Source organism: Amycolatopsis albispora, assembly GCF_003312875.1.
Taxonomy (GTDB): Bacteria; Actinomycetota; Actinomycetes; order Mycobacteriales; family Pseudonocardiaceae; genus Amycolatopsis; species Amycolatopsis albispora.
The window spans coordinates 7023293-7035331 of sequence record NZ_CP015163.1 but is presented as its reverse complement, the minus strand read 5'-3'; the positions used below and the strand labels follow the sequence as shown (position 1 = coordinate 7035331).

Here is a 12039-nt window from a genome sequence, read left to right as displayed (position 1 = left end):
ACCAGCGGCCGGGTAGCCGCCGTTCACTGTCCACTGTGGTCAGTCAGCGGTGACGGGACGCGGTTCCCCGCGTGGTTTGCGCGGCCGGGCGCGCGCCGCGAGCAGGAACTGCCGCACCGCGTCCACCACCAGCAGCGTGGCCGTGACGCCGAGCACGATCGCGGCGAGCACCCAGTTGCCCGCGTAGTGGTAGGAGGTCAGCTCGGCGCCGTCCGAGGCCTGGACCCGCACGGTGCTGAGCGACGCGTCCCACGCCAGGGTCGCCAGCCAGACCGCCACCGCGGCGAGCACCAGTTCGGCCGCCGCGACGATCGCGCGCCAGGGGCGGTGCAGGCGCTGCGGGGTGGTCGGCGGCTCCGGCGGCCAGTCCGGCTCGGTTTCACTCACCGTCAGACTCTCTCACGATGCCGGTGACCCTGCGCAACGCGGCGCGCAACTTTTCCGCGTCCCGCGCCCAGGCGAGCACCACGCTGCCGTCGTCGAGCCGGAGCGGCACGCCGTCGAACTTGCGCGGCACCGCCGGGCCACCGCCGAGCACCTTCGCGCCCACCGGCGCGCCGACGTCGTCGAGTTCCTTGATCCGTTCCACCGGCAGGCTTTCGCGGCCCTGCCACAGCGCTTCGGTGGTCACTTTGACGCTGAGGAACCGGCGCCGCGCGTACACCCAGAGCATGGTCACGCCGAGCAGCACCAGCCCGACCAGCACCCACTCGATGCCGTGCACCGGGCCGCCGGCGAGCAGTTCGAGCAGGAACCCGGCGAGCGCGAACCCGGGTCCCCACAGCAGCGGCGCGCCCCCGGCACCCGGCTCGTCGAGCAGCACCCGGGGCTCGGTCACCGCTTCGGCAGCTTCGGGAAGTAGGGCCGCGCGCTGGGCAGGTAGAGGCAGACCGTGGCGGCGATGATCAGCGCGCACGCCAGCAGCTTGGCCTCGTTGGTGAAGAACAGCACCTGGAACACCACGGTCACCACGGCGAGCACGGTCAGCACGGTGCGCGCCGAGCGCGTGCCGTCCTTGGCCTTCCAGGCGAACAGCAGGAACAACGCGGCGAACACGATCGCGCCGACCAGGAAGGTCCACAGCACGGTGGTGATGCCGCCGGCCACCTGCTCGGCGGTCAGCCGCGGGTCGCGCGGGAGGTCCAGCGTCAGGTCGATGATCTGCTGCTTCAGCGCCAGCGACAGCACAAAGCCGAGCACCATCACCACGCTGGCGGCGATCCACAGGTACCAGGACGCCTTCACCGGCTGCGGCATCGGGCCCGCCACCTGCTTCGCGTCGTCTCCGGACAGGGCGGGCGCCTTGGGCAGGCCTTCTGGTTCGGGGGTCTCGGTCACGGCGGAGAGCCTAGTTACTCGAAGAGGGTTTGGCGCGGAACGCTCCGTTGAGGGTGGCGGTGGGCGACGGTGTGGGGCGTCAGTCCAGCCAGCGCGCGGCTTCGGCCGCCCAATAGGTGAGGATCGAGTCCGCACCGGCGCGGCGGATGGAGGTCAGCACCTCGAGAATCGTCGCCTCGCGGTTCAGCCAGCCGTTCGCCACGGCGGCCTCGACCATGGCGTACTCACCGGAGATGTTGTACGCGGCCACCGGCACCGGCGAGACCTCGGCGGCGGCACGCACGATGTCCAGGTAGGCGAGCGCGGGCTTGACCATCACCATGTCCGCGCCCTCGGCCACGTCCAGCTCGATTTCGCGGATCGCCTCGCGCGCGTTGCCCGGGTCCTGCTGGTAGGTCTTGCGATCGCCCTTGAGCTGCGAGTTGACCGCCTCGCGGAACGGGCCGAAGAAGGCGCTGGAGTACTTGGCGGAGTAGGCGAGAATGCCGGTGTCGGTGAAGCCCGCGTCGTCCAGCGCGCGGCGGATCACGCCGACCTGGCCGTCCATCATGCCGCTCGGGCCGAGCAGGTGCGCGCCCGCGCGGGCCTGCGCGAGCGCCATTTCCGCGTAGCGCTCGAGGGTGGCGTCGTTGTCCACGCCGCCGTTCGCGTCGAGCACACCGCAGTGGCCGTGGTCGGTGAACTCGTCGAGGCAGGTGTCGGCCATCAGCACGGTCTCGTCGCCGAGTTCGGCCTTGAGGTCGCGAAGCGCGACGTTGAGAATGCCGTTTTCGTCGGTGGCCCCGGAACCGATGGCGTCGTGGTGCTCGGGAATGCCGAACAGCATCAGCCCGCCGACCCCGGCGCGGACCGCGTCCACCGCGGCCTTGCGCAGGGAGTCACGGGTGTGCTGGACCACGCCGGGCATGCTCGCGATCGGGCGGGGCGCGTCGGCGCCCTCGGCCACGAACATCGGCAGGATCAGCTGCCGCGGACGGAGCGTGGTCTCACTGACGAGGCGCCGCATCGCGGGAGTGACACGCAACCGGCGGGGACGATGCTCGGGAAACACCCTTTCCACGGTACTCCCCGTTATTCCGCGGAAATGCCCGCCCCCGTTCCGCCGCCTGGTGTCACGAATGTGGCTTTCGAGACGTCTCGCGTCTCGAAAGCCACATTCGTGACATCCCGACCTCAGGGGCCAGCAGGCTGAAGGCTCATTTTAATGACGAATTGTCAGAAAATGAGCCCGCGCTTTTCTGACAATTCGTCACCAAAAAACACGGCGGCCTCGGGCTTACGAACGGCGGGCGCGCTTGGCCTTGCGCGGCGGGGGCAGTGCGCCCTCGGCACGCAGGCGCGCGGCGTGCGCGGCGAGCGCGTCCACCAGCGCGGTCACGTTCGGGACCTCCGGCTGCACGTCCACGCGCAGGCCGAACTCGGTCGCCGTCTCCGCGGTCTTCGGGCCGATGCAGGCCACCAGGGTGCGGGTGTGCGGCTTGCCCGCGATGCCGACCAGGTTCCGCACGGTGGACGACGAGGTGAAGCACACCGCGTCGAAACCGCCGGTCTTGATCATCTCGCGGGTCTCGGCTGGCGGCGGCGCGGCGCGGACGGTCCGGTAGGCCGTCACGTCGTCGATCTCCCAGCCGCGCTCGCGCAGCCCGGCCGACAGCGTCTCGGTGGCGATGTCCGCCCGCGGCAGCAGCACCCGGTCGACCGGGTCCAGCACGTCGTCGTACGGCGGGAACTCGGCCAGCAGGCCCTCCGAGGACTGCTCACCGGTCGGCACCAGCTCGGGAATGATGCCGAACGAGCGCACCTTCGCCGCGGTGGCCTCGCCGACGCAGGCGATCTTCACGCCGGAGAACGCCCGCGCGTCCAGGCCGAACTCCTCGAACTTCTCCCACACCGCGCGCACCGCGTTGGTGGAGGTGAACACCAGCCACTGGTAGCGGCCGTCGACCAGGCCCTTGACCGAGCGCTCCATCTGCGCCGGGCTGCGCGGCGGCTCGACCGAGATGGTCGGCACCTCGTGCGAGGTGGCGCCGTGGCTGTGCAGCCGGTCGGCCATGTCGCCGGCCTGCTCCTTGGTCCGCGGCACCAGCACCTTCCAGCCGTACAGCGCGCGCGACTCCCACCAGGACAGCTTCGAGCGCTGCCCGGCGGCCTGCCCGACGGTGACCACCAGCGGGCCGACCAGCTCACCGGCGTCGGCCGACAGCGAGGCCAGCGTCGAGTCCACCGTGCGCTGGGTGTTGATGGTGCCGTTCGAGGTGACCGCGACCGGGGTGGCCGGCGCGAGCCCGTGCTCGGTCAGCGCGGAGGCGGCTTCGGCGAGGTGGCTGGAGGTGGCGTGCAGCACCAGCGGGCCACCGGTGGCGGCCAGCGCGGCCCAGTCGACCTCACCGCGCAGGTCGACCTCGGTGTGCGTGCCGCCGAGCGCGACCCCGGCGTAGGCGGGCACGGCGGCGCCGGGCGAAACCCCGGGCACCACGTCGAACACGGCGCTGGTCTTGGCCACGGCCTGCACCTCGGCCACCGCGGCGGGCTGGGTCAGCGGGTCACCGGCGACCAGGCGGAGCACCAGCCGGCCCGACTTCGCCTCGTTGACCAGGTCCTTGGCCACCTCGGCCGGGTCCCCCACGGCGGGGCGCACCTCGGCGTCGGGGTGGGCGAACGCCAGCACGCCGGCGGGTACGTCCGGATCGGTCACCACGACCTCGGCCTTGCCCAGCAACTCCTGGGCGCGGACGGTCAGCAGACCGGCGTCGCCGGGGCCCGAGCCCACGAAGGCGACGCGCCCGGTGGTCTTGCGCGCGGGGGTCATTTCCACGTCTCTCCTCTTTACAATCGGCCGCCTGAACACCTCGGCCAGCTGGCAAGCATTCTCCCCGGTCCGACCAGGGAAAACGAAAATCGGTCAGTTCGCGGTCAGCGCGCCCGCGCCCAGGTCGAGCAGTTCGGCGGCGAGCTCGCGGCCGAGCTTGTCGGCCTCGGCCTTCCCGGCCACCGCGGAAGCCCGCAGCATCTCGACCGCCTCGCCGTCACCGGCGACGGCCGCGGTACCCCGCAGGGAGACCCGCTCGACCACCGAACCGTTCTCGTCGAGGTCCTCCACCACTTCGGCCAGCGCCCCGACCGGGGCACTGCACCCGGCTTCGAGCGCGGCCAGCATGGCCCGCTCCGCGGTGACCGCCACCCTGGTCGCCTCATCGTCCAAAGTGGACTGAAGCAGCCGCGCCACGTCCGCGTCGTCCGCCCGGCACTCCACCGCCAGCGCGCCCTGTGCGGGCGCGGGCAGCAGCTGGATCGGGTCGAGCGTCTCGGTGATCTCCGCGAGCCTGCCGACCCTGGCCAGCCCGGCCCTGGCGAGCACCACGGCGTCCAGCTCACCGCCGGACACCTTGCCCATGCGGGTGTCGATGTTGCCCCGGATCGGCACGATTTCCAAACCGAGGCCCAGCGCGCGCAGCTGCGCGGTGCGCCGCGGCGAGCCGGTGCCCACGGTCGACCCCGGCGGCAGTTCGCCGAGGGTGAGGCCGTCACGGGCGATCAGCGCGTCACGCGGGTCGGCACGCGGCGGGACCGCCGCGATCACCAGTCCCGGCGCGGGCGCCGTGGGGAGGTCCTTGTACGAGTGCACGGCGACGTCGATCTCACCGGCGGTGAGCGCGTCACGCAGCGCGGAGGTGAACACCCCGATGCCGATCTCGGTGATCGGCGCGCTGGAGCGGTCGCCGGGGGTGGAGATGGTGACCAGCTCGACCTCGGCGCCGGCGTCTTCCAGCGCCTTGGCCACGGTGCCGGTCTGGGCCAGCGCCAGCTTGCTGCCGCGCGTGCCGATCCTGATGGTCCTGCTCACTGGGTTTCACCGTGGGTTTCTGGGTTCTCGGACGGACGCGCGACCACCTGCGGCGCGGCGGGGTCGAGCTCGAACAGCTCGCGCAGCGCGCTGGCGTAGTCGGTTCCGGCGTCCTGCCCGGCGAGTTGCTTCACGCGCACGGTCGGCGCGTGCAGGAGCTTGTCCACCACGCGGCGGACGGTGCGGCCCAGCTCCTCGCGGACCGTGGAGTCGAGCTCCGGCAGCCGGTTGTCCAGCCGCAGCAGCTCGGCGTCGACCACCTCCGCGGCCCGCTTGCGCAGGGCGGTGACGGTCGGCGTGACCTCGGCGCTGCGCTGGCCGGCGAGGTACTCGCGCACCTCGTCGAGCACGATGCCGGTGGCCTTGGCGAGCTGGCGGTCGGTCTCCGAGGTGCCGGTCGCCGCGCTCATCCGGCGGCGGACGGTCTCCAGGTCGACCACGCGGACGCCGGCCAGCTCGGCGACGGCCGGTTCGACGTCCCTCGGCAGCCCGAGGTCGCAGATGACCAGCTCCCGGCCTTCGCGCGGGAGCACGTGCGAGGAGTCGAGCACGGCGTCGGCCGCGCCGGTGCTGGAGACCACCACGTCGGCCTTGGTGACCGCGCCGGTCAGCTCGGTCATCGGCACCGCGGTGGCGGGCACGCCCTGCTCGGCGATCGAAGCGGCCAGGCGCTGGGCGTTGGCCAGCGTGCGGTTCGCCACGGTGATCGAGCCGATCCCGGCGCGACGCAGGTGGGACCCGGTCAGCGCGCCCATCGAACCCGCGCCGATCACCAGCGCGTGCTTGCCCTCGAGTTCACCGGCGGCGCGCAGCGCCTCGGACACCACGGAGGCACCCAGCTCACCGAGCCCGGTCTCGGTCTGCACGCGCTTGCCGACCCGCAGCGTGGTCTGGGTCAGCTCGTGCAGCACGCGGCCGACCGTGCCCGCCTCACGCGCGGAGGCGTAGGCGGCGCGGACCTGGCCGAGGATCTGCGACTCGCCGATCACCATCGAGTCGAGGCCGGAGGCGACCGAGAACATGTGCTCCACGGCGGCACCGGCGTAGTGCACGTAGAGGTTGTCGTACAACGCGGCCGGCTCGACCCCGGCCTGGCGCGCGAGCACCGCCGAGACGTCGGACAGCCCGCCGTGGAAGGCGTCGACCACCGCGAAGACCTCGATGCGGTTGCAGGTCGAGAGCACCATCACCTCGGCGATGTGCGGTGCCTGCTGCAGCTCGTGCAGTACCTTGCCCAGCTCGGCGGCGGGCACGGCGGCGCGCTCCAGCATGGTCAGGTCCGCGGTGCGGTGGGAGAGCCCGATGGCCAGAATGCTCACGATCGCACCACCATGCCGTTGTTCGCCACGCCGTTCTCACTCGCTTCTTGATCCGCCCTGCGCGCCACGTGGAACGAGAGGATCTGCAGTTCCACCGCCAGGTCTACCTTCCTGACCTCGACGTGCGGTGGAGCCTGGAGCACCACCGGCGCGAAGTTGAGGATGCACTGCACGCCCCCGGCGACCAGCCGGTCGCACACCGACTGCGCCGCGGTGGGCGGGGTGGCGATCACGCCGATGGAGATCTCCCGCTCGGCGCACACCTGCGGGATCTCGTCCAGGTGGGACACCGGCAGCCCGCCGACGGGCACGCCGATCAGGTCCGGGTCCAGGTCGAACAGGGCCTCGACCGGGAAGCCGCGCCCCGGGAAGCCGCCGTAGTTCGCCAGCGCGTGGCCCAGGTTGCCGATGCCGACCACGGCCACCTTGTGCTTGCGGGTCAGCCCGAGCGTGCGCTCGATCTGGCCGACCAGCACGGAAACCTCGTAGCCGACCCCGCGCGTGCCGTAGGAGCCCAGGTAGGAGAGGTCCTTGCGCAGCTTCGCCGAGTTCACCCCGGCGGCCGCGGAGAGTTCTTCGCTGGAGACCGTGGTCGCGCCCTGCTCGGCCATCGCGGAGAGCACCCGCAGGTAGACGGCGAGGCGGGCGACGGCGGCCTCGGGAATGGACCGGGCGCGGACCGGGTCGGCGACGGCGGCGCCGTTCACCGGCGCGTCGGCCACGGTCGGCATCTCGGCGGTCGGCGCGTTGTCGGCGTCGGGGGTGCCCGCCTGCCTGGCCGACCCGCCTCGGCGGCCCCGCTGTGCGACCACGCCTGATCTCCTCGTTGATGCCGTTCCTGCTGCCAGAACCGGGTTGAAAAATCAACCCTTGACCCGGCGGCCGGCGCAGTGTTCGATACCCGGCGCCGCGCGGGGCGATGGCACTACGGTAGCCACTTGTGAACGCATGCACAAAGTGACTGGTAGAGCGCTTGAACCGAGGTTACCCGCCGATCTTCCATCCGCCGAAAAACGGCAACCGGACGCCGGTATTCCACGTCACACTGGGCGGAAGGACAGGTGGGGCGGGGTGGCGGTGTCGAACGGCGCGAACGTGATGGAGTTCGAGGTGCTCGGGCCGATGCGCGTCCGCCGGGCCGACGGGCCGTCCCAGCCGGCCGGAAAGCTGCAGCGGATCCTGCTCGGAGTGCTGCTGACCAGGGCGAACCGTCCGGTCCCCGTGGACGTGCTGACCGACGCGCTGTGGGGTGAGCGGGCCGATCGCCGGGCCGCGCAGAAGCTCCAGCTGCACGTCCACCGGCTGCGCGCGTTGCTCGGCGCACCCACCCGGCTGATCTTCGACTCGGGCGGTTACCTGCTGCGCGTGCTGCCCGGTGAGCTGGACGCGGAGAGATTCGAATCACTCGCCGCCGAGGCCGTCACCGATCCGGCGCTGGCCAGGAAGGCGCTCGACCTGTGGCAGGGCACCCCGTTCGAGGGACTCGACGTGCCGTTGCTCACGGACGAGGCGCGGCGGCTCGCCGAAACCAGGCTGAACCTGCTGGAGGCGTTGTTCGAAGCGGAGCTGAGCGCCGGGCGGCACCTGGCCGTGGTGGGTGAGCTGGGCGCGCTGGCCGCGGCGCACCCGCTGCGGGAACGGCTGCACGCGCTGCTCGTGCGTGCGCTGTACCGCGGTGGCAGGCAGGCCGACGCGCTCGCCGCGTGCCGCACCGCCCGCCGGGTGCTGCGCGAGGAGCTGGGCCTGGAGCCGGGCGCCGAACTGCGGGAGCTGGAGCAGGCGATCCTCGAAGGCCGCGAGGCCGAGCCCGCCGGGGCGTCACCCGTTCCGGCACAGCTCCCGGCGCAGGCACGCGGGTTCACCGGCCGCGAGCGCGAACTCGCCGAACTGGACGAACTCACCCCGCTGTCGGTGATCACCGGCACCGCGGGCGCGGGCAAGACGGCGCTCGCGCTGCGCTGGGCCCACCGCACGCGCGACCGGTTCCCCGACGGGCAGCTCTACGCCGACCTGCACGGGTACGGCCCCGACCGGCCCGCCGACCCGGCCGACGTGCTCGCCGGCTTCCTGCGTGCGCTGGGCGCGGACGGCGCCGCGCTGTCGCCGGTGCTCGCCGAGCGGTCGGCGAAGTTCCGCACGCTGGTCGCCCGGCGGCGGCTGCTGATCGTGCTCGACAACGCGCGGACCGCCGAGCAGGTGCGGCCGCTGCTGCCCGGCAGCGGTTCGTGCGTGGTGCTGGTGACCAGCCGCGACACGCTGACCGGGCTGGCCGCGGTCAACGGCGCGCGGCGGCACGAGCTGGACCGGCTGCCCGCGGCGGCGTCGCTCACCCTGCTCCGCGAGCTGACCGGCGACCGGGTCGACGCCGAGCCCGAGGCCGCCGCCGAGGTGATCGAGCTGTGCGCCCGGCTCCCGCTGGCGCTGCGGATCGCCGCGGAGTCCATTCGCGACCGGCCGGCCCGCAGCATCGCCGCGCTGGTCGAGGAGTTGGCCGACGAGCGCGCCCGGCTCGACCTGCTGGACGCCGACGGCGATCCGCGGGCCGCGGTCCGGTCCGCCTTCTCGTGGTCGTTCCAGCATTTGCCAGCGGAAGCCGCGCGGGTGTTCCGGCTGCTCGGGCTGCACCCCGGGCACGACACCGGTGAGCAGGCGGTCGCCGCGCTGGCCGGGACCGACCTGCGGACCGCGCGGCGGGCGCTCGGGCAGCTCCGGCGGGCGAACCTGGTCGAGGCGAGCGCCGACGGCCGGTACGCGATGCACGACCTTCTGCGGGCATATGCCGGGGAGTCGGCTGGTGCGGACGACGCGGCGTCCCGGCGGATCCTCGGCTGGTACCTGCATTCGGCGATCAACGCGCGTGCCGTGCTCGACCCGCACGCCCGTCCGATGTGGAGTGACGCCGTCGAGCCGCCCGAGCACCTGCCCGCCTTCGCCGACCGCGACGCGGCGCTCGCCTGGTTCGAGCTGGAGCGCGCGAACCTCGGCGCGGCCGTCCGCGACGCCGTGGCCCGCGGGTTCACCACGGTCGCCTGGCAGCTGGCGTCGGCCCTGCTCATCTACTTCTATTCGTGCCGTCGCTGGGACGACTGGCTGGGCACGCACCGGACCGCGCTGGCGGCCGCCGAACCGCTGGGCCGCGCGCACATGCTGAACGGGCTCGGTGTCGCCTACGACGACCTGCACGACCACGAGCGCGCGATCGCCTGCCACCTGGAGGCCGCCGAGCTGTTCGACGCCGAGTACGACGGGCTGGCCGCCGCGTGGAACCTGAACAACCTGGGTGTGGTGTACGACAACGCGAAGCGGTTCACCGAGGCCGCGGCCTGCTACGAGGACGGCCTGCGCCGGTTCCGCGCGCTCGGCGACCCGCGTGGTGAGGGGTACTGCCTGAACAACCTCGGTGACGTGCACCGGCAGCTGGAGTCGTTCGAGAAGGCCGAGTCGTACCTGCGCGCGGCGATGGAGGTGCACCGGCGGGCCGCCGACACGCCCGCCCGCCGCTTCACCCTGTGCACGCTGGGCGATCTGCACCGCGACAGCGGCGACACCGCGCGCGCCATGGAGGCCTACCGGGAAGCGCTGGAAATCTGCCGTTCCCTCGGCGAAAGCTGGCGCGCCGCCCGCGTTCAGGCCCGCCTCGGCGCGGTCCTGCACAGCGCCGGACGTGACGGCGAGGCCCGCGACTGCCTGCGCGAGGCGCTGGAGGTGTTCACGCGGCAAAGCGATCCGGAGGCCGCGGAAGTGCGGAAACTGCTTGCCGAGATCGGGTGAAACCGCGATGAAAGCGGCAAGCGCCACACTTTCCGGCATGGTGAGTTCGCTGGACGCACTGGCCGCGCGCAACAACCGCGCCGACGAGGGCCTGCTCGCGCTGCGCAAGGACCTCGCCCAGCGGACCGTCACCGCGCGCGACCGCGGCGACCTGGTCGAGGTGGAGGTGGACGCGGGTGGCAAGGTGCTCGCGGTCTCGGTGAACTCGACGCTGGTGCGCAAGGTCGACGCCAAGACGCTGGCGAACGCGATCCTGCAGGCCAGCACCGGTGCCCAGCGCGCGGCCGCGGAACTGGTGGCACAGCGCCGGGCCTACCACCTCGGCCGCACATGAGCCCGTGGGTGCGCGCGAGCGCGGACGCGCCTGCCGAGGTCCGCGTGCCCGCCGCCGGGAAGGCGGTCTGGGTGAAGGCGGACGGGGAGATCTCGGCGCCACCGGCGGTGGTCCAGGTGCGGTCCGACGACGACCACGAGCCGCCGTCGACCTGGCTGGTGCCGTCGTTCGAGCTGCCACCGCGATGAAAGTCCGCCGAAAGCGGGGCCCGGCACGATCGCACCAACCAGTACGAAGGGGGAAACCATGACCGGATCAGGATTCCGCGTCGACACCGGCAGGCTCCGGGGCGCCGCCACCGGGTTCCGCGCGAGCGGCGATTCCGTCGGCACCGCGGTGTCGGCGATTTCCGCGGCCAAGGTGCCGACGGCGGCGTTCGGCATTTCCGGGCCGGGCCCGGAGCTGGCCGCCGACATCGAGAAGGCCGTGGGGCACCGGCTGGAGCGCCTGCGCACGCGGCACGCGCGCCGCGGGGAGTTCGCCGGGAAGCTCGACGTGGCCGCGGCCGACTACGACCGCGCCGAGTCCGAGACGCAGGAAGACCTGCGGGCGGCGGGACGGCAGCAATGACGCATCCCGCACTGCAGAAGGCGATGGACGCCTGCCGCCCGCTGTCGGCGGCGGCGCACCAGCTCGGCGCCGCCGACCCGCTCGAGGTGCTCGCGCACATCGACTGCGACCCCGAGGCGATCCGGTCCTACGCCGAGGAGCTGCGCGTCACGATCGCCGACCTGGACAAGGCGATCGACCAGGAGAAGGCCACCATCGCCGAGCTGAAGCAGGAAGAGGGCGAAGGCTCGGAGGCCGCGATCGCCGAGGCGGAGAAGGAACTCGCGGAGCTGGAAACCGACCGCAAGGAACTGGTCGCGATCGTCGACCAGATCAGCCGGGTCGCCGGGGAGATGGAACAGCTGGTCATCTCGACCTCCGAACAGATCTGCGGCATCGCGAACGGCGCCAGGCCCGCCGCCGAAGCGGTGGCCGCGGGCACCGCGGAGGCCGAGGACGAAGAGCGCGTGATCAAGGCGATCAACGAGATCATCGGGCTCGCGCAGCACTTCCAGCAGCAGGTCGACCAGTTGCGGGAGAAGTTCAAGTCGCTGCTGCCGGAGCCGGGTGAGGCGGAAGCGGGCAGCGGGAGCCCCGGCTCCGCCGAAGGCGGCACCCAGGGCGGCGCCGAAGGCGGCGTCGAGCAGGGCGGTGGCGCCGAAGGCGGCACCCAAGGTGGCTCGGAAGGCGGCGTCGAACGCGGCGACGGCGGCGAAGGCGGCGTCGAGCAGGGCGGTGGCGCCGAGGGCGGCGTCGGCCGCGGCGGTGACGGGGAGGGGCAACAGGCCCCGTCCGGCGGCGCGGGCGCAGGCGGCGGAAACTGAGCCGCCCCCCATGTCACGAATGTGGCTTTCGAGACGTTTCGCGTCTCGAAAGCCACTCAG

General features: G+C 72.5%; 13 protein-coding genes. 5 read left to right on the top strand and 8 right to left on the bottom strand.

Going from position 1 to position 12039, the window contains the following annotated elements; translation table 11 throughout:
* Positions 1 to 39 precede the first annotated feature (39 nt).
* The 8 genes from A4R43_RS33370 to A4R43_RS33335 all read right to left on the bottom strand — a co-directional run bounded on the left by A4R43_RS33370 (position 40) and on the right by A4R43_RS33335 (position 7313).
* Positions 40 to 387 (bottom strand): hypothetical protein, encoded by a 348-nt coding sequence (locus A4R43_RS33370; RefSeq protein ID WP_205215123.1) that lies wholly within the window; start codon positions 385 to 387, stop codon positions 40 to 42.
* Positions 380 to 838, bottom strand: coding sequence for a hypothetical protein (locus A4R43_RS33365; protein ID WP_113695722.1), 459 nt, complete (start codon positions 836 to 838; stop codon positions 380 to 382). The genes A4R43_RS33370 and A4R43_RS33365 overlap by 8 nt, the downstream gene beginning before the upstream one ends.
* The gene (locus A4R43_RS33360) at positions 835 to 1338 is read right to left on the bottom strand and encodes a hypothetical protein (RefSeq protein WP_236808437.1); all 504 of its coding nucleotides are present in this window, start codon (positions 1336 to 1338) and stop codon (positions 835 to 837) included. Before A4R43_RS33360 ends, A4R43_RS33365 begins: the two co-directional genes overlap by 4 nt.
* A 79-nt stretch (positions 1339 to 1417) precedes the next feature.
* Entirely contained in the window at positions 1418 to 2389 is a 972-nt protein-coding gene (hemB, locus tag A4R43_RS33355) for a porphobilinogen synthase (RefSeq protein WP_113698052.1), read from the bottom strand.
* A gap of 225 nt (positions 2390 to 2614) precedes the next feature.
* Positions 2615 to 4147, bottom strand: coding sequence for a bifunctional uroporphyrinogen-III C-methyltransferase/uroporphyrinogen-III synthase (locus A4R43_RS33350; RefSeq protein ID WP_113695721.1), 1533 nt, complete (start codon positions 4145 to 4147; stop codon positions 2615 to 2617).
* Positions 4148 to 4240: 93 nt separating this feature from the next.
* The gene (gene hemC / locus A4R43_RS33345; protein WP_113695720.1) at positions 4241 to 5182 is read right to left on the bottom strand and encodes a hydroxymethylbilane synthase; all 942 of its coding nucleotides are present in this window, start codon (positions 5180 to 5182) and stop codon (positions 4241 to 4243) included.
* Positions 5179 to 6501, bottom strand: coding sequence for a glutamyl-tRNA reductase (locus A4R43_RS33340; RefSeq protein WP_113695719.1), 1323 nt, complete (start codon positions 6499 to 6501; stop codon positions 5179 to 5181). Before A4R43_RS33340 ends, hemC begins: the two co-directional genes overlap by 4 nt.
* Positions 6498 to 7313, bottom strand: a complete 816-nt coding sequence (locus tag A4R43_RS33335; protein ID WP_113695718.1) for a redox-sensing transcriptional repressor Rex — start codon at positions 7311 to 7313, stop codon at positions 6498 to 6500. Before A4R43_RS33335 ends, A4R43_RS33340 begins: the two co-directional genes overlap by 4 nt.
* A gap of 259 nt (positions 7314 to 7572) precedes the next feature.
* Between A4R43_RS33335 and A4R43_RS33330 the strand changes: the two genes are divergently transcribed.
* Genes A4R43_RS33330 through A4R43_RS33310 form a run of 5 tightly spaced genes read left to right on the top strand, consistent with a single transcriptional unit; the run spans position 7573 to position 11979 of the window.
* Positions 7573 to 10272 (top strand): AfsR/SARP family transcriptional regulator, encoded by a 2700-nt coding sequence (locus A4R43_RS33330; protein WP_162788676.1) that lies wholly within the window; start codon positions 7573 to 7575, stop codon positions 10270 to 10272.
* Between the two features lie 37 nt (positions 10273 to 10309).
* A complete protein-coding gene (locus tag A4R43_RS33325) occupies positions 10310 to 10606 on the top strand; it encodes a YbaB/EbfC family nucleoid-associated protein (RefSeq protein WP_162788675.1) in 297 nt (98 codons plus the stop codon).
* A complete protein-coding gene (locus A4R43_RS33320; RefSeq protein ID WP_113695715.1) occupies positions 10603 to 10794 on the top strand; it encodes a hypothetical protein in 192 nt (63 codons plus the stop codon). The genes A4R43_RS33325 and A4R43_RS33320 overlap by 4 nt, the downstream gene beginning before the upstream one ends.
* A gap of 58 nt (positions 10795 to 10852) precedes the next feature.
* Positions 10853 to 11176 (top strand): type VII secretion target, encoded by a 324-nt coding sequence (locus A4R43_RS33315; protein WP_113695714.1) that lies wholly within the window; start codon positions 10853 to 10855, stop codon positions 11174 to 11176.
* Entirely contained in the window at positions 11173 to 11979 is an 807-nt protein-coding gene (locus A4R43_RS33310) for a hypothetical protein (protein ID WP_113695713.1), read from the top strand. Before A4R43_RS33315 ends, A4R43_RS33310 begins: the two co-directional genes overlap by 4 nt.
* Positions 11980 to 12039: the final 60 nt, after the last annotated feature.

What these genes read in the sequence shown, in the direction of transcription:
- A4R43_RS33350 (WP_113695721.1), bottom strand. Translation starts at nt 4,147, where the DNA reads ATGACCCCCGCGCGCAAGACCACCGGGCGCGTCGCCTTCGTGGGCTCG.
- A4R43_RS33320 (WP_113695715.1), top strand. Translation starts at nt 10,603, where the DNA reads ATGAGCCCGTGGGTGCGCGCGAGCGCGGACGCGCCTGCCGAGGTCCGC.
- A4R43_RS33325 (WP_162788675.1), top strand. Translation starts at nt 10,310, where the DNA reads ATGGTGAGTTCGCTGGACGCACTGGCCGCGCGCAACAACCGCGCCGAC.
- A4R43_RS33315 (WP_113695714.1), top strand. Translation starts at nt 10,853, where the DNA reads ATGACCGGATCAGGATTCCGCGTCGACACCGGCAGGCTCCGGGGCGCC.
- A4R43_RS33310 (WP_113695713.1), top strand. Translation starts at nt 11,173, where the DNA reads ATGACGCATCCCGCACTGCAGAAGGCGATGGACGCCTGCCGCCCGCTG.